The organism is Thalassolituus alkanivorans (assembly GCF_020447205.1).
Taxonomy (GTDB): domain Bacteria; phylum Pseudomonadota; class Gammaproteobacteria; order Pseudomonadales; family Oceanobacteraceae; genus Venatoribacter; species Venatoribacter alkanivorans.
In genome coordinates, this window is sequence record NZ_JAJAEL010000024.1 from 36434 (window position 1) to 56957 (window position 20524).

Sequence of the window (20524 nt, forward strand, 5' to 3'; positions counted from 1 at the left end):
GCACGCTGTACGTTTCTATTACATAAAAGTTACAAATTCTAAGAGGATTGATAACATTGTTATTAATCCTTTTTTTATATAGGGGTATAAAATTCTTTTTTATTTGTTGTGGAATGCATGGTTTATGAAGTGCGAGTTTTGCCATCAGTCGGCATTAGCCGGAAAACCCATCACGGTTTCCGGAATCGGTATTGCACACCAGTCCTGTTATGAGCGTCATCTGATTGAACAACGTGTGTTTAAATCTCTGAATCTGCGTCAGCTGAATGCAACGGAATTGAATGAGCTGCAGGATCTGGTGCAGATTGAAGTTAATTCCCGTCAGTCGATTCATACCGAAATCGAACTCTGGTAGCCGCCCAGCAATTTGCCGGATAAAAAGCAACGACCTCTATGCCTCTTGGGCAATGTTTTATTCGGCGTATACTGATGCCATTACTAAAGATGGGGATACTGTCATGGCACAACCATCGGCTCATTTTAATCTGCCCACCAAACTGCTGCACTGGGGGTCTGCCCTGCTGATTTTTGCTCTCCTGGCGATTGGTATATTGCTGGAGGAATTACCCCGCGGGCCGGAAAAACTGCAGCTCGTTGGCCTGCATAAATCCTTTGGCGTAGTGGTGCTTATTCTGCTGATTATCCGCATACCGGTACGCCTTAATAATCCGGTTGCCCCGTTGGCTGGTATACCAAGGGCGGATGTGATTAAAGCCAAAGCCGTACAGGGACTGCTTTATCTGTGCATGCTGCTGATGCCTGTCAGTGGCATTCTGATGAGTCAGAGTGCCGGATATCCGGTTGCGCTGTTTGGTCTGGAGTTACCCACTCTGATAGGTAAGAGTCACGATATGCATGAATTCTCTGAAGGTGTACACGGCCTGACAGCCTGGGCTCTGCTGATCTTACTGGTAGCTCATATCGGAGCGGCGTTGTATCACCACATCAAGCTGAAAGACGACACGCTGAAACGCATGAGTCTGAAAAAATAACCAAACCAGCTCAGCATAAAAAAAACCGGCAATACGCCGGTTTTTTTGTCCGTTACGATCAGACCGAGCCAGCTCAGAACGGGCTCATCACCAGAACCACATCGGCATCGCTGATGGTCAGGGATTTCAGCATCATCCGCGCCATGGCTTCCGTCATATCCTGATCGCTCAGGGTGTAGACCGGCTGCTTGGTCAGCGCCGGGGTCAGCGCCTTCTGCGCCAGTGATATCAGCTGTGGCTGCAGCGCCGGAGTCAGGCCATCAATATCAAGCTGGCGGATGACCGGTTCTTCAATAAAAAAGCTGTAGCTGGCTTTGTCGTAGCGGATTTTTCCTTCCACGGTCAGCTGGCCACTGCTTTGCAAACCGATGCTGGTGGCAATCACGGCATTGGTTTGCAGGCTCAGGCGGTTACCGCTGGGCAGCAGATCAAGCTTTGGATTACTCAGCGTTAACGTCACCATGCTCTGACTTTGTGTCAGGGGCATCTGGCTGTCTAACTGCTGCTGCAGTTGCTGTTCCGTGAGGCGTACCTCATAGGCCTGTGCGGCAAGACTGAACAGCAGCAGGCTGCTGGTGCAGAGTGTGGTCAATAATTTCACAGATGCTCCTTAACCGCCTTCTGCTGGCTCAGATTGCGGATTTTTTTATTGGTCTGCCACTTCCAGAAAGCGGCCAGCAGAGAACCGCTGATGTTGTGCCAGACGCTGAACAGTGCGCCGGGCAGGGCGGCCATCGGGCCATAAAATTTCAGTGCGAGCGCGACGCCTAGTCCGGAATTCTGCATCCCGACTTCCAGCGCAATGGTGCGCGCTTCCACTTCGGTATGACCATTCCAGCGTGCAATACCATACGCCGCGGCCAGACCCAGCAGGTTATGCAGCATCACCGCCACAACGGCGAGTGCCCCCATGGTGGCAATCTCGTCAGCATTCAGGGCAACGATGATGGCAATAATGGCGAGAATAAAGGCACTGGCAATATCCGGCAGGTGGCTGTTCAGGCTGCGTCCGACCTGGGGAAGAAAGCGGTTGCACAACAGGCCACCGGCAATCGGCAGTAAGACAATCTGAGCGATGCTGATGATCATTGCCTGGGTATCCACGGCAATTTCTGCGGACGAATAAAAGGCAACCAGCCATGGCGTCAGCACCACGCCCCACAGGGTGGAGATCAGCGTCATACTGACCGACAGCGCCACATCGCCGCCGGCCAGATAGGTCATCACGTTGGAGGCGGTGCCGCCGGCACAGGCGCCGACAATGATCAGGCCAATCGCCAGCTCTGGCGGCAGTTGCAGCAGCTGTACCAACAGCCAGGCGATCAATGGCATTAAGGTAAACTGCAGCAGCACTCCCAGGGCGATAGGCTGTGGTTTATTCCAGACGCGGCGAAAATCCGCCCAGCGCAGGGTCAGGCCCATACAGAACATAACGATGGTCAGCAGCGGCACAATGGCGTCTTTCAGCCCCAGCAATGGCTGCGGTTCATACCAGGCGAGGGCGCTGACGGCGATGGCCAGCAAGGGAAAATAACGGTTAACAGAAAACATAGGAGCCTCCGGAAGCAGAGCGCTATGTTACCTCAGTGACGCCTGCGGCGCAGTGCTGAGCGTTGGTGTATCGTCAGTGCTTATCCGTTGTCTGGTATTTCACGCCGCTGGCGGGAATAATTCACCCGGTTGTAAATCCGATCAATAACGGAGTCATCATGGAATTACGTTTTGCCGACCTTAACCCTGTTGAGAGTTATCACCTGCTGATTCAGACCGTTCTGCCGCGGCCGATCGCCTGGATTCTGAGCGCAAATGAGGATGGCTCATCCTACAACCTGGCGCCTTTTTCGTTCTTCGCGCCGGTCTGTGCCAACCCACCCACCTTTGTGGTTTCTGTGGGTAAAAAGCCCGGCGGCGACGAAAAAGATACCTTTACCAATCTGGCCCGTGATGGCCGTTGTGTGCTGCATATCGCGTCGGTTGAACAATTACAGGCACTGAACGCCAGCTCAGCAACGCTGGCCTATGGCGACAGCGAAGTAGAGCGTTCTGCTCTGGCGCTGGAGGCGTTTGCGGGTTCAGAACTGCCGCGCCTCAGTCAGGCGCCGGTGGCTTTTGCCTGCACTCTGCAACAGCAGGTGGATGTCGGACCGGGTGGGCAGCATGTGCTGTTTTTACAGGCCGGGGCGGCGTATCTGGCGGACGATATTGTGCTCAGCAAAGAGCCGCGCCTGCAGGTCGGGGCTGCGGAGCTGAACCCGCTGGCGCGTCTGGGCGGCAGTGAATATGCCGCGCTGGGTGAGTTGTTTAATCTGCCGCGGCCGGAATAAATACGCTGGCACAAAACAGCGTCGTAATAAAAAACGCCCGGAAATCCCGGGCGCAGCGGCGACTCAGCCTTTATTCAGAAAGCGGATAATGGCGCGGGTAACCGCCCGTGGCAGCAGCTGGCTGGCGGCGTAGGTCAGGGCAAATTGCAGACTGACGGCGCGGTGGGTCTTAGGCTGTTCTATCTGCTGCAGAATGGTTCGTGCGACATCCTCGGCGTTCAGATGCACACCGAGTTTATCCAGAACCGGAGCGCCGGAGGCCTGTTCATTCAGCATCGGTGTGCTGACAAAAGGCGGCATCACATCGCAGACGCGGATGCCGTACTCTTCCCATTCCAGCTCCAGCGCTTCTGTCAGGCCGCTGATGGCAAATTTGGAGGCGGAATAACTGGCCAGCCGCGGAATGCCATAGGTCGCCGAGGCAGAACTCATGTTGATCACCTGAGCGCCGCTGGTATGACGCAGGTAGGGGAAGGCGGCCTGACAGCAGTGGATTGTGCCCATCACATTAATATCGAAAATCTGCTGGTGGCGCTGGCTGCTGACGTCTTCAAAACGGTCAATCTGCAGAATACCGGCGGAGTTGAACAGCAGGCGCAGCTGTTTGTCATGCTGCGCGGCAAACTCACCGATCACCGCGGCACACTGCTCTGGCTTGGTCACATCGAGGGCGTAGCAGTGTACGCGCTGCTCATCCCAGCCCAGGGTCATTTCCTTTAATGCCTGTTCGTTAATATCCGCCAGACCCAGACTCCAGCCCTGAGCGTACAGGGTTTCGGCTGTGGCGCGGCCAATGCCGGAGGCGGCACCGGTGATAAAGGCATTTTTCATCATGTGGCTTTACTCAGTAAAAAGAACCAGAGCGTCAGACTCGCGATTATCGTCTGACAGGTAAAGGGTAAAGTACGCCAGACATAAAAAAGCCCGCAATGTCACAGATCATGGCGGGCTTTTAAATCAGTAAAGGCTTACTGAGCGCTGTCTGCCAGACCGGCAGGCTGCAGCGTAAAGCGTGACAGCTGTTCGCGTTGCAGGCTGTCGAGCGCTGGCCAGTCCTGTACTGCGCCGCCCTGGGTCAGCAGCAGCCAGGGCTTGCCACGTTCCAGAATGGCATTCTGGTAGAGAGCACGGACTTCATCCTGGCTCAGGGTTTTAACCTCGGCGGCGATGGCTTCGTTGGTGTCGAAGCTGTAGCGCTGCACTTCAATATCACGCCAGAAGCGGGCAACTTTTTCCGCCATGTTTTTCGGCTTCTCCAGCAACAGTGTGCTCAGGCCCTGACGGTAGGAGTTAAATTCTTCCTCCGACATGCTGCCCAGCTGCTGTTCGAAGTTGCTGAAAAAGCTCAGGCTGCTGTCGAGAATCGCCTGTGGGGACGCTTCCGGTGACTGCACGATAAAGGCCAGGCCCGGAATGGTCTGCTGCGGGAATGGCGTGGCAAACACGATATAACCCAGCTGCTGTTCGGTGCGCATGGTCTGGTAGTAAGGCGCACTGAGAATCTGACCCAGCAGCGCGTAGCGTGCACGGTTGCGGTCGCTGCCTTCCTGGCCCTGTACATAGAGCACGATGGCGGTGTCCTGGTGATCCAGTGTCAGGTTTTTCTGGTACTGGCCGGCCGGAATCTGCAGCAGTTGTGGCAGAGCGACCTGAGCGGCTTTGGCCGGATACTGAGCGTCAACAATGGCGGCCAGCTCCTGTGCCTGAGCTTTGCTCAGCTGACCATGAACATACATCTGCACGGCCAGTTCGTTCTTGAAGGTGGTGGCGTATTGCATAACGTCTTCACGGCTGACTGCGGCCAAGGCCTGCAGCAGATCGGCCTGATCGAAGCTTGGTTCGTACAGCCAGTTTTTCAGCACCGCCAGTTCACGTTCAAACGGCTTGTTCTTCAGCTGATTTTCCAGAGTACGCTGCAGCGAGGCTTTGTAGCGGCCGAAGTCTTCTTCACTCAGGTTGATGCTGTTCATTTCGCTGAGAACGCGCTTCAGCAGTTCCGGCAGCTTGTGCTGATAACCACCCAGTGCCAGTTCCAGACCTCGGCCGGAGGCATTGAGGCTGTAATTCAGCCCCGCCAGATAGGCCGGATAGCTGTAGGTGTTCAGCGCTTCGTTAACGGTGCGGCTGTACAGCTGCGCCAGTACCCGCTGACGCGCGGAATTCTGAACGCTGGCCTGTTGCAGCTGCACCATCACCCGGGCTTTCGGCATGGCGAATTCATGCTCCGGGTAATACCACAGCAGACGGCCGGGTTCGCTGATCAGTTTTTCCGGAGTCGCCTGGGTGCTGTCTGCGTGCAGGGTAAAGTCGGTCGGAATAAACGGATTCGGTGCCGGCAGGGTCAGGCTTGCCAGACCCTCGGTGGTCACCGCACCGGCGCGATAATCGCCGGGACGGATGCGGATTGCGGTGCCGTACCATGGGTCGATGGTTTCGGTGGCAATCTGTGGGGCGATCAGGGTGCGCAGCATGTTGTTGGCGGATAACGCATCCAGATAAGGCTGCAGCTGTTGCTGGCTGATTGGCTGCCAGCGGTAATCGCCGTAGATAATGTCTTCAGCCGGATACACCAGCATGTTGCTGCTCAGGCGTACCACGTAATCACTGATGCGGCTCTGTTCCTGGAAGCGGAATGACAGGTCGCTCAGTTGCTGCTGCTCGGTAAGCAGGTATTGCGGCAGCGGCTGTTGCTTCAGCAGGTCGATGTAATGCATCAGCGCCTGGGTAATGTTTTCGGTATACAGCAGGCCCAGTTTGGTCAGCTGAATCTGCACCACCAGTGTGGTTTCGTCCTGAGTGCTGAGTGAGCGACCAGCGCTCAGACCTTCGGCCCAGCCTTTCTCTTTCAGGAACGCCAGCAGGCTGCCTTCACCTTCGTGGCCGATCAGGTTTGACAGAATCTGTACCGGTTTATAGGCATACAGCGACTGGGTTTCCGGCATCGGGAAGGTGAACTGCAGGCGGCGGATTTCTTTCACCGGCTCAATGTTCATATCCAGTGGTAACTGGCCCTGAATAAACAGGGGCGGATTAGCAACATGAGCTACGGTCTGACGCTTTGGCACTGCAGAAAAATGACTTTTTGCCCAGGCTTCCAGCTGATCCAGCTCGTATTTACCAGACAGTACCAGAGTCATGCGATCAGCAGAGTAGTGGCTGTTGTAGAAGGCCAGTAACTCGTCGCGGGTTTTGCTGTCAGGACGGTCGGACAGGGTATCGAGATTACCGGTGGCAAAGGATGCGTACGGGTGATCCGGATTCATCGCCTGTTTTTCGGCGGAATAAATACGGCGGAAATCGTCTTTCAGCTTGGAGCTGTATTCGGCATGAACGGCGTTTTTCTCACGCTCAACGTAGGCTTCGTCGAAGGTTGGCGAGATAAAAAACGGCGCGAAACGATCCAGAGCACCGCTTAAGGCTTTGTTATCGATGTCGAAAAAATACGTGGTCTGGCTGTGGGCAGTAAAGGCGTTATGGCTGCCGCCATGACGGCTGATATAAGCCTGATATTCACCGGCTTCCGGGAAAGGCTCGGTACCGAGGAACAGCATGTGCTCAAGGAAGTGAGCCAGGCCTTCACGGCCTTTGGGGTCATCGCCACTGCCGGCATCGACGCTGACGGCGGCAGCGGCTTTGTCGGCATTGGGGGTATTGACCAGCAGCACTTTCATACCGTTATCCAGAGTCAGATAACGGTAATTAAAAGTGTCAGCCGGGCTGACGATCAGTTCGGGTCCGGCGGAAAACTTAATCATAGAAAATACGATTGCGCCCAGTACGATGAATAAAAACGTCCAATAACGTGGCGATAACATGCCTGCTCCCTAGTGTGCAGTTCCGTTGTAATGAATGATGGCCTGCGCATCCGCCAGGGTATGGCGTTGCGGATCCAGCTGTTGAATCTGGTTGAGACGGTGCTTGCTGTCTTCGAGTTCCGCAACCAACAGGGCAAACTGACTTTCGAAGGCGTTATCGATAACAGAATACAGCTCTTTGACCGGGTCTTCGGCGCTGGCACCGGCTGGGGTACGCAGGGCTTTCAGGCAGGCGAGGGCAATCTGGTGGTAGGCTTGATCTTTATTCACAACGGGCTCCTTTTAACAGGAGCCTATCATAACCCAAGGAGCCTCTGAATAACCCGCTGGTGGTCCCGGATTGGCAGAAAATTCTGCCTCACTCAGCCCAGTTCTGCGCTGGGCGAGAACCATTGCAGCTGGTCGGCGCTCAGCTCGCGCGATAATACCGATCCGGATAACCAGTCGACATTACTCTGATGGGCCGAAGCCAGGGCTTCGGTATTATCCATTCCGGGAGCGTAAATGATCAGCTCATGATCGTGAATGCGCTGCAGCAGACGGCGGCTCTGTGGCAGAGACTTACTGTTGCGCATATGAATGAGGAATTCCGGAGCCAGACTGACGCCCTGAATCGGCAATGACAGTATCTGGCGGGAGTTGAGGAAGCTGCGGCCGAAGTTGGCAATAAACAGCTGACACTGCTGGGTGCGCAGTTCGTCACGCCAGTTAAGATCGGCTTCATTCTGGCTGAGAATGCAGTCTTCGCCGAGGATGATATGGCATTGCAGGGGCAGGCGCTGACGGGCTTCAGCAAGGGCTTTGACAAAGGCCCTGACACTGGCTGGTGGTTGCTCAGCTGCAGGCATAATAATGTGCAGCTCATGATCAAAGTGTTGCTGCCAGATATTGCCGATGGCTCTGAACCAGGCAACCCAGCCGGATTCATTGTAGGTACTGGCTTCCGGAGCCTGCAGTGCGGTCAGTGTTCCCTGCTGGTTAAAGACCGGCAGGGCCCGGAACTGGCTGCTGGCATGATGTTGATCGGCAACCGGTGTGGTTGTGGTCGTACGCGGTTGTTCTTTTCCGCTGGTCGCCGGCAGGCCCAGGCGGCGGCGCAGCCAGTCATCCCAGTGAGCGATACCTGCGGGTTTCTGTTCGATGCTGATCTGTGGTTGCAGCAGAATTGGCTGTCCCTGAAAACTGACGCTCTCATTGAAATCCTGCTGAATATTCTGGCTCAGCCGTTCAATCTGTTCCGCAGATACCGACGCCGGCAGCAGAATCAGAAAAGTATGTGGTTGTGGTGAGTAAATCTCGTAAAGGTCATCTGTTGCGGCTTGCAGGCGCTCGTAGCAGATGGATGACAGATCTTTATGGCTTACTTCTTCTGGCAGCGCGACCACCATCAGCTGTGGCTCGGTACGCGCACCGTCTGCCGCCTGTTGCAGGCGTTGCAGGTGGTGCTCGCCGGAGTAGCGCTGCAGTTCGTCTTTAAGATCGCGTTGCGGAGACTGGTCGGACGTCACAAAGTTGCAGGAGCACAACCGGTACTGGCTGCCTAACGGGGTGATTGCCATCCAGGCTGGCAGGTTCAGCTGCCGTGGGCCGGTAAGGTTGAAGTGGCCAAGCCAGGTCTGCTGCTGTTCTACCTGACGGGTTACGTCGGTTTCCAGTGTCACGGGCATTGAGGACAGCGCATGGGCAAAGAGATTAATACCCAGCAGATCGCTTTCTTCACATTGCAGGGCCTCGCACAGTAATGGGCTGGCCATGCGTACAATCCAGTTGTTGTCAGTCAGCAGCATTGCCTGTTCGGTCTGTACCGCCTGACTGACCTGCTGTAGGTTTTTCAGTAAATCGTGCTGCTTCAGACCTTCTTTGATATCGATACCGAGTAACAGATTGTCCCAGGGTTTGGCGACAAAACGGTGAACATCGCCTTGCTGCCAGGCGCTGCGCAGGGCGCTGTAATCAACCTGGCCAGACAGCAGCAGGCGATAGGTGGCGGGAGAAATTTCACGTGCTTTCCGGCACAGGGTCAGGCCATCCATTCCCGGCATTTTGTAATCGGTGATCAGCAATTCAATGTCATAGCGCTGCAGGATGGCAAGGGCTTCATCGCCACTGTTGGCCTCGTGGATATGAAAGGGCTCTGCACGCAGCATACGGCGGATGGCCTGAATAATGCCGGCCTCATCATCGACGAGTAAGACGTTCCTTTGCATTCTTTTTCTCCTGGCGGTTTAACATGGCCTGAGTCTGTCCTGAGCCAAAGCTACTGTAGCATCCTGCTTCTGCTTTATGTATGGCTCTGCCCGGGGTGAGGCAGGGGAATGTCGCAATTTGCTCATTTCTCCTTGCATTGGCGAAAGGCTATCTATACTGAAACCAGTGTAGTTGCTGACTTGAGATAATGCTGTGAGGGAAAAACAGGCCTTAACAACCGGAGAAGTGGCGAAATACTGCGGCGTGAATTTCCGCACCGTTATTCGCTGGATTGAACGCGGTCACCTGGATGCCTATAAGCTGCCGGGGCGCGGAGATAACCGTATTCCGGTGAGCAGTTTTATTACGTTTCTGCAGGACAACAATATGCCGGTGCCCGGTGATTTATCGCTGGGAGTAAGAACGCTGGTGTTATTGGCTGATGCAGAAGATTTTTCCGCCGATGTGGCTTCTTTTGTCCGGCGTGCAGGCTGGGAGCCGTTGGTGACCACCGACCCGATTCAGTTTGGTTTCCTGATTGCCGAACATCAGCCGGGAGCCATTGCTGTAAATTCTGCAGCTGCTCAGGATTCGGTTGCCCGCCTTATGCGCGACAGTGAATCCCGTGAAACCCTGTATCTGCTGATCAGTCGCCACGAACCGGAGAAACCGGCAAAGGATGGCTGGCTCAGTTACCAGTGGCCCAGGGATCAGCAAGCTCTGTTGGCATTTCTGACGGGTGACGCTGCTGCATAGTGAAGCTCTGGGTCACAAAGGACTGAGACCTGTCCGGAGAGGGAGCTATGACTTTTTCTGCGTTACTGGGATTAACGCTTCTGCTGGTTTTACTGGTTCTCTGGCTGGCCAGCTGGTGCTGGCGTCTGCGGCGGGAGTTAAAAGAAAACCTTGCCTCGGCTCAGCGCTTCCGCATTCTCTGGCAACACCTGCCTGACGTTATCACCGAAATTGACCGTGAAGGCCGTATTCTGGATGTTAACCATCTGTTTGATGGCTTTACTCTGGAAGATGTTGCCGGCAAGCCATCGGTCGATTTTCTGCCGCAGGATCAGGCTATCCGGTTTACTCAGAGCCTGGAAGCTGCGATCAGGAGCCACTCCCCTCAATCCTTTGATATTACTCTGCGCGATCCGCAGGGCCGCATTAACTATCTCCATAATCAGCTGATTCCGCTGAGTTTATACCGCGATTTGCAGAGTTTGCTGGTGATCAGTACCGATGTTACTGAGCAGAAGCTTGCGCGGGATATTCTGACTGCAGAAAAAGAACAGGCAGAAGAAGCGAATGTGGCCAAAAGCCGCTTTCTGGCCAGTATGAGCCATGAAATCCGTACGCCGATGACCGGGCTGCTGGGTATGGTTTCCTTACTTGAGCAAACACCTTTGTCATCTGAGCAAATGGGCTTTGTGCGTATTATTCAATCATCTTCAGAACACCTGCTGACTATCGTTAACGATATTCTCGACATTTCCAAAATTGACGCCGATAAGCTCACGATTGAAGAAGAAAGTTTCAATATCCGTGAAATGATCGACAGCCTGATTGCCATGATGAGCGCCAGAGCGCGGGAAAAAAACCTGAGTTTGCAGTTCTTTGTAGAGGATTCGGTGCCGCACTATGTCATTGGTGATGCCATCAGAATCCGCCAGATTCTGATGAATTATCTCACTAATGCACTGAAGTTTACCGAGCAGGGCCATGTTCTGCTGCGGCTGGTTGTGGTCCGGCGTCAGTTCAGCCAGGTGTTGCTGCGTTTCTCGGTAGAGGACTCCGGTATTGGTATCGCCGCAGACCGGGCTCTGCAGTTGTTTGATGAATACAGTGTCGCGCATGGGCGTCTGTCAACGCTGGTCGGTGGTACCGGGCTTGGTTTAAGCATTTGCCGTCGTCTGGCGACGCTGATGCATGGCAAGGTCGGGGTGATCAGCTCGCCTGGGCTGGGGTCAAACTTCTGGCTTGATCTCAATCTGACGATTGCGGCCAGTGATCTGCCATCAGGCCAGCATCAGCCAAATACCAATATTCATAGCGGCACGCTCTGGGTCTGTGATGAGGCCCGGATTAATCGTGCATTACTGGTATCGGTCGTACGCCGGCTGGGTATAACGGTCAGAGAGTTTTCTGTTGCTGAAGATCTGCTTGATGCCCTGAAAGATGCCAGACCCGATATTCTGGTTCTGCCTTATCGTTTGTTTAGCCTTTATCGGGACGGAGTTACCGCCAGTCTGAGCGAGGGGGGCACCCGCCTTGCGGTAACGGCTGCAGACAACGTGCCGGTGCCGGAAGCGGATTTGCTGGCACAGGGGATTAATGCATTCTGGGACTGGCCGATCAGCCAGGAGCACTTACAGCAGCTCTTGTTGCGCTTGTTTGATGAAAACAATAACCATCAATTGATTACCCGCTTCGGCCGTCAGTTACAGGAACATTCACCCGACCCGGGGCAGTTACAGGGCATCCGTATACTGCTGGCCGAAGATAATATTGTGAATCAGAAAGTCGCTACCCAGATGCTGGTCCGGCTGGGTTGTGAGGTCACGCTTGCGGCTAATGGGCAGGAGGCGGTTGAACTGTACCGCCAAAAAGAGTTCGATCTGGTGCTGATGGATTGCCATATGCCGGTTATGGATGGGCTGGAGGCAACGAGGCAGATACGCAGCCTGGCGCAACGCCGGCAGATTCCTGTTATTGCATTATCGGCGGATGTTATGGCTGAACAGAAAGCGGCCTGTAAACAAGCCGGGATGAATGGTTATTTATCAAAACCCATCCGCCTGGAGGAGTTGCGTCAGGCGTTATGTGGTTTTCTCTATCCGGATCAGAGTGCGCTGCCATAAGGTATGTAGCGGTTATCGGTCAGGCTCTTCAGATGACGGATTGCGTCTTTTTCCGGCAGCTGACCATTCCTTTTCAGGGTGCGGAAAATCCAGATTGCCGGGTTCTTAGCGCCGCACTGCCAGCCACTGAACTTCATTTCTGCCAGCGTAAAAAAGGTTGCCAGCTGAAACAGCTCATCTGCACTGAAGGTTTCCAGAGCCGGCTGCCACTGCTCCTCGGTGAGTTGTATATGGGAACGCAGCGTTTTAACGGTATCTTCACCCAGCTGTTGCTCAGCCTGGGAGCTGTCGCCGGCCATGAGCGCTGTTACTGCCAGACATTGTTGTAACTCTGACGCGCTGATCTTGGCCGAACCTTCGGTCGATGGCACCCATTCATCAATCATTTGCTTTAACCTTGGTCGTTATCTTAAGCAGGGGACGATAGGATATACTAATCCGCCCGAATTCTTAACAAGCCAATGGGTTGGCGATCTGGTGTGCCAGCCACGATCAGCGGGTGGATTGGTTTTATTTTTGCCCCGATAACAGTGAGACTACATGCAGGATCTATATTCCGATATCCGCCCCTATCATGACGATGAAGTCAGGCGTGTTATTCAGCGTCTGACTCACGCCAGAACTCTGCAGCACGCATTGGTTAAATATCGTTTTCCCGCGTTGCCTTCCTGGCTCAGACAGGCATTGTTGCCTCTGGCTGGCTGGTATCTGCGCCGTCGTACTGCACATATTCAGACCGTTGAAGCCTTTCAGCGTTGGCTGGCTCCGTGGATTGCGGGGCTGTTGGAAAAATCAACCGATGAAATTGTGGTCCGGGGGCTGGAACATTTATCGGCGGACAAAAGCTATCTGTGGATTTCCAACCACAAAGACATTGCGATGGATCCAACTCTGATTAATTACAGTCTGCATCACGCCGGCTGGCCGACCAGCCGGATTGCGATTGGCGATAATCTTCTGGGGCACCCGGATGTTGCCGATATTATGCGTCTTAACAAAAGTTTTGTGGTTAAACGCAGCATTGCCAATAAACGTGAAAAACTGCGTGAATTACAAAAGTTATCTGCCTATATCCGCAGCTCGCTTGAGAGCGGTCATTCCGTCTGGATTGCCCAGCGCGAAGGGCGCGCCAAAGATGGCATCGACAGAACCGATACTGCGGTACTTAAAATGCTGGCGCTTAATGGCCGTGAGCGCGGTGAGGATTTTACCGCGACGATGACAGCCATGTGTCCGGTGCCGGTGTCTATTCAGTATGAATGGGACCCCTGTGATGTTCAGAAAGCACAGGAGCTGGTTACCCGTGCAGAAACCGGCCGTTATGAAAAAAGCGATGATGAAGATACGCGCAGCATCCTGCTGGGGCTGACCGGGGCCAAGGGGCGTATTTATGTCGATTTTGGCCGGCCGTTGAACACTGAAGAACTGGTTTCGGCCGATACGATGGCTGCTGCTATTGACCTGCAGTTGCAACAAATGTGTGAGATCCTTCCGGTGCAGCAATCGGCTCTGAATTTGTTGCAGCAGGAATTTTCGCTGGCAACCGAACTTGTATGTGGTGATGTGGTCACTGCAACACATGAACAGCTGCTGCTGCGCTTGCAGGGCTTGGACCGTCCGGTCCGTAAACGCCTTTTGCAGACCTATGCCGCACCGTTATTACAGAAAATGGCAGCGGTAAGCACAAGTGAACCGCAATCAGGAAGCATTGAATGAAAACATTATGGATCCCGGCTCTGGCCTGCCTGACTCTGACCGGTTGTCCGGAATTAGGGCGGGAGTGGACAGATAAGGAAGAAACACTGCTGGTGGATTATTACAAAGTGCAGTGTGATAAGGATGACAGCAAGCTGTGCTTCCGGGTGCGTGAAAAAACTACCGACAGCTGGAAAACCGCCGACCTTCCGTTTACTGGCTTCAGCAGCTTTGTCTGGGGCAACCGCTACAGCGTTACTGTGAACACCAGTTTTAACAGCAGCGGTAAAGACAGCGCTTATGAATTCCGCGCGGTAAAAACTACCACGGCGGTTAATCCTGCTGATGAAGCCTTCGCTTTAACCCTGTACAGTCGCGCCGGAGTGCTCACTCCCCAGAATGACACGACCTGGTCTCTGGGTGATGAAATTACTTTTGCCTGTGGCAGCTATTGTGCGCAGATTAAAAGTGCCGTGGATGCGCAATATGCTTTGCAGCTGGAATTCACAGCCAGTGCCGGTGCCGTAACCCTGACCTCTCTGTTGTGCAGTGCCAGTGAAAAGGATTTTTCCAGCGATTGTTCCGGAGAAAGCACGGTCAGCTGGACGGTGGCACACTTTCAGTCAGAGTGTGGTCTGGCTGAGGCTGCAATGTGTCTGCTGTATCGGGTAAACAGTTCTGACGATTTCTCGTTGTTACAGCTCTCTGGTGATATCAGTAATTTCACTCCGGTCTGGGGTAAACAATATGATCTGAAAGTGGTCAAAACCCTGTCCTCGGGCGGCAGCATCAGTAAAGCGGTACTGAAGGAAAACGACAGCAGCCCGGATGATAAAGCCAACAGTACTTATCCGTTTAAATTTATTCTGCGTGGCAGTGCGCTGGCGGCGAATAATGCGGGGGTTATTACCGGTTACGATGGCACCGCGAATATGAACTGCAGCAGTAATTCGCTGTGCGCTAATCTGGATAACTATATTGATGATGACCAGTGGTTATTGCTGAAAGGATATGTCGATGGCGAGCAGATTCTGTTGCAGGAAATTATTTGTCACGATGATGTGCTGGCTGATTTCAAAGAGTGTGTCGCAGATGAAAAGGATGTTACCTGGTCATTCTGACGTGGTGGTTTAACCATAAAAAAGGCCCTTATTCAGGGCCTTTTTTATTATCAGTAAATACCATTAATCCTGGCGGTTAATCAGTTCGCTGATGCGCTGGTTGGCCCGTGGAGCAACAGATACGTGCGGGAATTCCTGCACAATCTTACGGAAGTAGGCCAGTGCTTTCTTATTATTGCCGGCCTGATTATATGGACTCATATAGATCAGACCCAGCTGGTACAGGGATTTGGCCCGCATTTCAGCTGACGAAGCTTTGTTATCGTAGAGAATCAGATAAACCGCTTCAGCATCGGCAACCCGGGCTTCGGTAATCGCCCGCTCGCTCATCGGAGTGAGTTCAGCGTCAAACGGTGTGTTGTCCGTTTTCAGCAGTTTACTGCGATCAACCTGTTTCAGCAGTTGTGTGGCCGATAGCTGTACCGGTTCATTCTGGCGGGCTTCAATAACCTGAATACGCTTGATTACTTTTTCTTTCAGACGTGAGTCAGGAAATTCAATCCGGTGCTGTTTAAGGTAGGCCAGTGCTTTCTGGTCATCGCGCTGATCGTTGTAGCGGTTCATGTAGAGTAAGGCCACCTGATAAATCGCCAGCGATTTCATGTTACTGCTGTAGTCAGGATCGCTGTAGCCTTTCATATAGGTGCTGGCGGCCTGTTCAGTTTTGCCGCGGCTGATGGCCTGTACAGAAAAGGTGAGCAGGTCTGGCTCTTCCTGCAACGCTGCTGCTGCACGGACTTTTATATTTTCATCGTAGCGGGCCACCTGGTGGCCACCTGCTTCAGCAATAAGCAGAGGTGTTGCTGCTGCACAGCCGGTCAGTATGGCAACCGTTGCCGCTGTCAGTATGGCTTTGATCATTATCGTATCCCTGATCATATTTTTAGAGTCTGGTGAGAGCGGCTAGTGTAATCAGCACCCTTCGGAATGGAAAGGTATAGTCAGGCCATATACTGGTTATTTATGACCAGGGTATGAAAAGCCCGGCTGGCGGGCTTTGGCAAGATGGTAATCAGAGGAAAAATGCAGCAGTAATTCCGGCCAGAGCACCAATAACTGCACCAGCGGTGGCAGCCTTGATGGCTGTTTTTTGCAGCTCTTTCTGTAATTCGCTGCGGGTAGTGGCGAGTGTTGCTTCCAGTGCTGTCTGGCTGGTTTTCATGATGGCGATCAGGTCGTCAGCATTTTTCTTGTCCAGTTTGTCGGCAACCGTAACGGCGAGGCGCTGATTCATTACCCGGGTTTTCTGAAATAACGCCTGTTCTGTCAGCGTCTTATTAACTTCCAGTTGCCAGCGTTCCTGTTGCTGATGCATACGCGCCTGAATCAGATCCAGTTGATGGGTCTGGTGGGTTTGCAGTTGTTGTGTCGTGGCATCCAGACCGGCACTGATTTCTGCTTTGGCTTCAGCAATAGCATTACGCAGGTGCTTTTGTACGAGCTTATCAATTTCAACCAGTGCAATGGCCGGGGGCTGAGATTTTTGCTCATCATTGGCGGCCGGCTCATCCAGAGACTGAATGACGGCCATAACGGCTTCATGGCTGGCGGGCTTGGCCAGAACACCATGAGCTCCGTGAGACAAAGCCATTTCCTGATATTCCTGCCCCTCTTTGGAGGTATACATAATGGTCGGAATGGTAGCCGTACGGGGATTGGATTTAATCAGCTGGGTTGCTTCCAGACCATCCATACCCGGCATCATATGATCCATAAAGATGACGTCAGGCTGGCGGCTTTCGAGAAAACTGAGCGCCGCTTCGGCACTGTCGACGGCATCGGCCTGTACATTAATTTTACCCAGCAGGCGCTGCAGCATCATGCGGGCGGATTTGGAATCATCAACGACTAGAGCATTTTTTATGGTCATGATTTGGCTCGTTCTGGACAGTCCGGCCGATAATAAGACCAAGATGCCTCTGATGGGTCAATAGGCGCAGGCGCCATCCTGTTTCAGTTTGTGGCAAATTACCACTTTTCGCGCTAAAAAGTCTGATCTGCCCAGGCCAATCTGGCATAATCCTGTGTTTACTGTTAATGAATCTGTAATGACTGTGACTTCTCATGCTGTCTTGATTAAACGTGCGTCCAGCGCATCGGTTCTGGTTGCTGTGACCCTGTTGTTAGCTAAAGTTTTCGCCTGGGTTATCAGTGATTCCGCCAGTGTGTTGTCATCTATGCTCGATTCTTTAATGGATATTGCAGCATCACTGGTGAATTTTTTTGCCGTACGTTATGCGCTGATGCCGGCGGATGATGATCATCCGTTCGGGCACAGTAAAGCTGAAGGTCTGGCGGCGCTGATTCAGTCGGCCTTTATTCTGGGCTCGGCGGTGGTGCTGTTATTACACGTATTTGATCGTCTGCTTAACCCCCAACCGCTGACTGCTTTGGGAGAGAGCATCGGTGTCATGACGTTTTCGATGTTCGCCACTATCGGCCTTGTGCTGTATCAGCGCTGGGTTTTCCGTCAGACCGGATCGCTGGCGATTAAAGCCGACTCTGCCCATTATTACGGTGATATTCTGACCAACGTGGCGGTTATTATGGCGTTAATAGCAGCTTACTGGCAGCAATACTGGTTTGACCCGGTTGTGGCGCTGGCTATTGCCGGTGTGTTGTTTTACAGCGTGTACGGCATTGTCAAAGAAGCGCTGCAGGTGCTGATGGATCAAGCCATGCCGGATGAGGATGAGGCCGAGCTGAAAGCGTTGATTAACAGCTGTGAAGGCGTGCGTGGGTTTCATGATTTACGTACACGGCAAGCAGGGGCGCTGCAGTTTATTCAATTTCATCTGGAGCTGGATGCGCTGCAACCGCTGAAGTCCGCACATGCTATCGGGGATCGCGTTGAGAAACGCATTCTGGAACGTTTTCCCCGTGCCGAAATTATTATTCACCACGATCCGGTCTGAACGCAGATGATCTGGCGGGGATGGCTGGTATTGCTGGGACTGGCACTTTCCGTGTCAGCATCGGCGCTCAGTCCGGAACCCTTTCTGCAAGGTGACAGTGAGCAACTGATCGCACCGGTCGTAACGGTTCCTGTTGCTGAAGAGCCTCCTTATACCGCTCAGACTACGGTTGATCCGGCGATGCTGGATCGTTCAAAGGACTGGTTGGCCGGTTATCTGAACCGGTTGTCCGGTAATATTGATACGTTCTTTGTTGACTCTTTTTTCAGTGAAGAAATTACGGACGATGATGTTAAGGGCAGCCGCGCCAAGCTGTCGTTTTATACCCGGCGGGTTTTAGGTGACCCGGTGGATTATAAATTCGGCCTGAGTGTAAAACTGGTATTGCCGCATACCAATGAACGGCTGAATTTACTGCTCGATTCGGAAGATGAAGATAACCGCGAAGCGGACCCGATAGAGAGTGTTGAAAACGTGAATTACACGGCGGCGCTGCGTTTTATTGTGCGCGAATCCGATCAATGGAAAACCAACGTGGATGCCGGAATCCGCTGGGGCGTTCCGCCTAATCCTTTTGTGCGTTTCCGCGCCCGGCGCTATGCCTATTTATCCGAGTGGGAACTGAAAGCGACACAGACACTGTTTTATTTCTCTCTCGATGGCTGGGGAGAGGAAACCCGTCTGCAGATGGATTATCCATTAAATACGGAGAAGTTATTCCGCATTAATGCCAAGGCCGGTTATCAACTGAATGATGAATATTTTAAGCTTTCGTATGACGCCGGGCTCTATCATGAACTGAGCAGTAAAGCGGCTCTGGGTTTTGTGGCCGGGGCCAGTGGCGACAGCGAATTTGATACAACTTTTTATTCCTATCATGCCGGTGTTCGTTATCGCCGTCAGGTATACAGCAATTGGGTATTTGCTGAGGTGGCACCGGAATTTATCTGGCATCGTGACAAAGACTATGGCACGACCCCGGTTATTATGTTCCGTCTGGAATCTGTGATTGCCCGCGATTAAATCACGGGCTCAAGCGGATAAATCGTGCGGAAAGTAAGGTTGATACGTGGCTGCCGGATGCGTGCGCGCTTGGGCAGGCTGTGCTGCCAGTGTCTCTGCATACCGGGTTGCATATCCAGCAGGCTGCCGCTGGCCAGTGGCAGGATTCCCGATTGACGGCTGCTGCCTTTACGGCGTAAGGCAAAATCCCGCTCTGCGCCCAGACTGAGTGACAAAATCCGCGGATTTTCGCCCAATTCCTGCTCATCGTCAGCATGCCAGCCCATACAATCCTGACCGTCGCGGTACAGGTTGCACAGCACGGCATTCAGCTGTAATCCGGTTAGCTGGTTCAGTTGCTGACAAAGAATCTGCAGTGTTGGTGTCCAGGGATCTGCGTGCAGGGTTTTCCCGGAATAGGTGTAACAGATGCCGGGATCACCGTGCCAGGCCTGTAAACGCGGAATAATGTGCTCGCGTCCGTAAATAAAAACGCGGCCCTGTTGCCAGGGAATTTCATGCTGCAATTGCTGATACAGGGTGTTTGCCTGTTCAGGCTCCAGCAGAGCGGGGTGGTAGTGCAGCAAACCGTCGAGCAATAGGTCGGGCGACTCCATGCGGAGCCGCCATATGGGTGCCGCCGGGTTACTTGTCAAAGAAACCTTCAAACAATGGTGAAGTGAGATAGCGTTCACCGGAGTCCGGTAAAATAACGACGATTTTCTTATCTTTAAAGGCATCCTCCTGCGCCAGGCGCAGTGCGGCCACCATGGCTGCTCCACAGGATATACCGGCCAGAATACCTTCTTTTGACATCAGCTCATGGGCCATGGCCATGGCAGCGTCATTATCAACCTGCTCAACACGGTCAATCATGCTCAGGTCAAGGTTGCCGGGAATAAAGTTGGCACCGATTCCCTGAATTTTATGAGGACCAGGACTGATGGCTTCGCCGGCCAGTGTCTGGGTAATGATCGGAGAGGCTGAGGGCTCTACCGCCACCGACGTGATGGCTTTATGTTGTTTGATAAAGCGCGAGATGCCGCTGATGGTACCGCCGGTGCCGACACCTGCAACCACAACATCCACCTGGCCATCGGTATCATTCCAGATTTCCGGGCCGGTAGTTTTTTCGTGGATGGCCGGGTTGGCCGGGTTATTGAACTGTTGCAGCATAATGCGCTGCTCCGGTGCTTCGGCGACCAGTTTTTCTGCGGCCTCAACTGCACCTTTCATACCCTTGGCGCCTTCGGTAAGCACCAGATTAGCGCCCAGAGCCATCATCACCTTACGGCGTTCCATACTCATGGTTTCCGGCATGGTGAGGGTAATTTTGTAGCCGCGGGCTGCTCCGACAAACGCCAGAGCGATACCGGTGTTCCCACTGGTTGGCTCAACGATTTCCATTCCCGGTTTGAGTAGCCCATCCTGCTCGGCCTGCCAGATCATATTGGCACCAATGCGACATTTAACGGAATGCGCCGGATTACGGTTTTCCAGCTTGGCATAGATTGCCGGGTGATCAGTCAGATGGCGAATGCGTACCAGCGGCGTATTTCCGATGGATTGGCTGATATCTTCAAAAACCTTCATAGAACCTCGCATGAACATGGACGTG

General features: G+C 53.3%; 20 protein-coding genes. 9 read left to right on the forward strand and 11 right to left on the reverse strand.

The annotated features are described in order from the left end of the window. The first annotated feature begins 124 nt into the window (after positions 1-124). A complete protein-coding gene (locus LGT44_RS09075; protein ID WP_145469345.1) occupies positions 125-355 on the forward strand; it encodes a DUF2175 domain-containing protein in 231 nt (76 codons plus the stop codon). Between the two features lie 103 nt (positions 356-458). Next, a complete protein-coding gene (locus tag LGT44_RS09080) occupies positions 459-992 on the forward strand; it encodes a cytochrome b (protein WP_230330696.1) in 534 nt (177 codons plus the stop codon). Between the two features lie 73 nt (positions 993-1065). Here LGT44_RS09080 and LGT44_RS09085 read toward each other — a convergent pair whose 3' ends face one another. Further along, positions 1066-1593, reverse strand: a complete 528-nt coding sequence (locus LGT44_RS09085) for a DUF1439 domain-containing protein (protein ID WP_230330695.1) — start codon at positions 1591-1593, stop codon at positions 1066-1068. Continuing rightward, positions 1590-2543 (reverse strand): bile acid:sodium symporter family protein, encoded by a 954-nt coding sequence (locus tag LGT44_RS09090; protein WP_145469348.1) that lies wholly within the window; start codon positions 2541-2543, stop codon positions 1590-1592. The genes LGT44_RS09085 and LGT44_RS09090 overlap by 4 nt, the downstream gene beginning before the upstream one ends. 158 nt (positions 2544-2701) lie before the next feature. Here LGT44_RS09090 and LGT44_RS09095 point away from each other — a divergent pair, with 158 nt between their 5' ends. After that, positions 2702-3316 carry a flavin reductase family protein gene (locus tag LGT44_RS09095; protein WP_230330694.1) on the forward strand — a complete coding sequence of 205 codons (615 nt, stop codon included), beginning with the start codon at positions 2702-2704 and terminating at the stop codon, positions 3314-3316. Positions 3317-3379: 63 nt separating this feature from the next. Here LGT44_RS09095 and LGT44_RS09100 read toward each other — a convergent pair whose 3' ends face one another. From LGT44_RS09100 to LGT44_RS09115, 4 genes are all read right to left on the reverse strand, one after another. Beyond that, entirely contained in the window at positions 3380-4150 is a 771-nt protein-coding gene (locus tag LGT44_RS09100) for an SDR family oxidoreductase (protein ID WP_230330693.1), read from the reverse strand. 134 nt (positions 4151-4284) lie between these two features. Beyond that, positions 4285-7131, reverse strand: coding sequence for an insulinase family protein (locus LGT44_RS09105; protein WP_230330692.1), 2847 nt, complete (start codon positions 7129-7131; stop codon positions 4285-4287). Between the two features lie 9 nt (positions 7132-7140). After that, positions 7141-7401: a hypothetical protein gene (locus LGT44_RS09110; RefSeq protein ID WP_145469351.1), complete on the reverse strand. Its 261-nt coding sequence runs from the start codon at positions 7399-7401 to the stop codon at positions 7141-7143. Positions 7402-7493: 92 nt separating this feature from the next. Continuing rightward, entirely contained in the window at positions 7494-9338 is a 1845-nt protein-coding gene (locus LGT44_RS09115) for an EAL domain-containing response regulator (RefSeq protein WP_230330691.1), read from the reverse strand. 193 nt (positions 9339-9531) lie between these two features. Between LGT44_RS09115 and LGT44_RS09120 the strand changes: the two genes are divergently transcribed. Both LGT44_RS09120 and LGT44_RS09125 read left to right on the forward strand, forming a co-directional pair. Continuing rightward, positions 9532-10074, forward strand: a complete 543-nt coding sequence (locus LGT44_RS09120; protein ID WP_145469353.1) for a helix-turn-helix domain-containing protein — start codon at positions 9532-9534, stop codon at positions 10072-10074. Positions 10075-10121: 47 nt separating this feature from the next. Next, positions 10122-12173, forward strand: a complete 2052-nt coding sequence (locus LGT44_RS09125; protein WP_230330690.1) for a response regulator — start codon at positions 10122-10124, stop codon at positions 12171-12173. Here the strand turns inward: LGT44_RS09125 and LGT44_RS09130 are convergent. Beyond that, complete coding sequence (locus tag LGT44_RS09130; protein ID WP_145469355.1) at positions 12155-12559, reverse strand: non-structural maintenance of chromosomes element 1 family protein; 405 nt, start codon at positions 12557-12559, stop codon at positions 12155-12157. The genes LGT44_RS09125 and LGT44_RS09130 overlap by 19 nt on opposite strands. Positions 12560-12713: 154 nt before the next feature. On the opposite strand from LGT44_RS09130, the gene LGT44_RS09135 reads away from it, so the two are divergent. After that, positions 12714-13889, forward strand: coding sequence for a 1-acyl-sn-glycerol-3-phosphate acyltransferase (locus tag LGT44_RS09135; protein WP_145469356.1), 1176 nt, complete (start codon positions 12714-12716; stop codon positions 13887-13889). Next, positions 13886-14989, forward strand: coding sequence for a hypothetical protein (locus tag LGT44_RS09140; protein WP_230330689.1), 1104 nt, complete (start codon positions 13886-13888; stop codon positions 14987-14989). Before LGT44_RS09135 ends, LGT44_RS09140 begins: the two co-directional genes overlap by 4 nt. Before the next feature lie 63 nt (positions 14990-15052). On the opposite strand, the gene LGT44_RS09145 is transcribed toward LGT44_RS09140, so the two are convergent. Together LGT44_RS09145 and LGT44_RS09150 are read right to left on the reverse strand one after the other, a co-directional pair. After that, complete coding sequence (locus tag LGT44_RS09145; RefSeq protein ID WP_230330688.1) at positions 15053-15850, reverse strand: tetratricopeptide repeat protein; 798 nt, start codon at positions 15848-15850, stop codon at positions 15053-15055. Between the two features lie 151 nt (positions 15851-16001). Continuing rightward, a complete protein-coding gene (locus tag LGT44_RS09150; protein ID WP_230330687.1) occupies positions 16002-16859 on the reverse strand; it encodes a response regulator in 858 nt (285 codons plus the stop codon). A gap of 178 nt (positions 16860-17037) precedes the next feature. On the opposite strand from LGT44_RS09150, the gene LGT44_RS09155 reads away from it, so the two are divergent. Continuing rightward, positions 17038-17904 carry a cation diffusion facilitator family transporter gene (locus LGT44_RS09155; RefSeq protein WP_225691673.1) on the forward strand — a complete coding sequence of 289 codons (867 nt, stop codon included), beginning with the start codon at positions 17038-17040 and terminating at the stop codon, positions 17902-17904. Between the two features lie 6 nt (positions 17905-17910). Beyond that, entirely contained in the window at positions 17911-18927 is a 1017-nt protein-coding gene (locus tag LGT44_RS09160; RefSeq protein ID WP_225691674.1) for a hypothetical protein, read from the forward strand. On the opposite strand, the gene LGT44_RS09165 is transcribed toward LGT44_RS09160, so the two are convergent. Together LGT44_RS09165 and cysK are read right to left on the reverse strand one after the other, a co-directional pair. After that, complete coding sequence (locus tag LGT44_RS09165) at positions 18924-19523, reverse strand: alpha-ketoglutarate-dependent dioxygenase AlkB family protein (RefSeq protein ID WP_230330686.1); 600 nt, start codon at positions 19521-19523, stop codon at positions 18924-18926. The two genes, LGT44_RS09160 and LGT44_RS09165, sit on opposite strands and share 4 nt — an antisense overlap. A gap of 28 nt (positions 19524-19551) precedes the next feature. After that, positions 19552-20499: a cysteine synthase A gene (gene cysK / locus LGT44_RS09170; protein ID WP_225691676.1), complete on the reverse strand. Its 948-nt coding sequence runs from the start codon at positions 20497-20499 to the stop codon at positions 19552-19554. Between the last annotated feature and the right edge of the window lie 25 nt (positions 20500-20524).

Bases quoted from the DNA above. Each gene is read 5' to 3' on its own strand.
- LGT44_RS09140 (WP_230330689.1), top strand. From the start codon at position 13,886: ATGAAAACATTATGGATCCCGGCTCTGGCCTGCCTGACTCTGACCGGT.
- LGT44_RS09150 (WP_230330687.1), bottom strand. From the start codon at position 16,859: ATGACCATAAAAAATGCTCTAGTCGTTGATGATTCCAAATCCGCCCGC.
- LGT44_RS09090 (WP_145469348.1), bottom strand. From the start codon at position 2,543: ATGTTTTCTGTTAACCGTTATTTTCCCTTGCTGGCCATCGCCGTCAGC.
- LGT44_RS09130 (WP_145469355.1), bottom strand. From the start codon at position 12,559: ATGATTGATGAATGGGTGCCATCGACCGAAGGTTCGGCCAAGATCAGC.
- LGT44_RS09080 (WP_230330696.1), top strand. From the start codon at position 459: ATGGCACAACCATCGGCTCATTTTAATCTGCCCACCAAACTGCTGCAC.
- LGT44_RS09135 (WP_145469356.1), top strand. From the start codon at position 12,714: ATGCAGGATCTATATTCCGATATCCGCCCCTATCATGACGATGAAGTC.
- LGT44_RS09100 (WP_230330693.1), bottom strand. From the start codon at position 4,150: ATGATGAAAAATGCCTTTATCACCGGTGCCGCCTCCGGCATTGGCCGC.
- LGT44_RS09075 (WP_145469345.1), top strand. From the start codon at position 125: ATGAAGTGCGAGTTTTGCCATCAGTCGGCATTAGCCGGAAAACCCATC.
- LGT44_RS09115 (WP_230330691.1), bottom strand. From the start codon at position 9,338: ATGCAAAGGAACGTCTTACTCGTCGATGATGAGGCCGGCATTATTCAG.
- cysK (WP_225691676.1), bottom strand. From the start codon at position 20,499: ATGAAGGTTTTTGAAGATATCAGCCAATCCATCGGAAATACGCCGCTG.
- LGT44_RS09125 (WP_230330690.1), top strand. From the start codon at position 10,122: ATGACTTTTTCTGCGTTACTGGGATTAACGCTTCTGCTGGTTTTACTG.
- LGT44_RS09160 (WP_225691674.1), top strand. From the start codon at position 17,911: ATGATCTGGCGGGGATGGCTGGTATTGCTGGGACTGGCACTTTCCGTG.
- LGT44_RS09165 (WP_230330686.1), bottom strand. From the start codon at position 19,523: ATGGAGTCGCCCGACCTATTGCTCGACGGTTTGCTGCACTACCACCCC.
- LGT44_RS09145 (WP_230330688.1), bottom strand. From the start codon at position 15,850: ATGATCAAAGCCATACTGACAGCGGCAACGGTTGCCATACTGACCGGC.
- LGT44_RS09105 (WP_230330692.1), bottom strand. From the start codon at position 7,131: ATGTTATCGCCACGTTATTGGACGTTTTTATTCATCGTACTGGGCGCA.
- LGT44_RS09095 (WP_230330694.1), top strand. From the start codon at position 2,702: ATGGAATTACGTTTTGCCGACCTTAACCCTGTTGAGAGTTATCACCTG.
- LGT44_RS09155 (WP_225691673.1), top strand. From the start codon at position 17,038: ATGACTGTGACTTCTCATGCTGTCTTGATTAAACGTGCGTCCAGCGCA.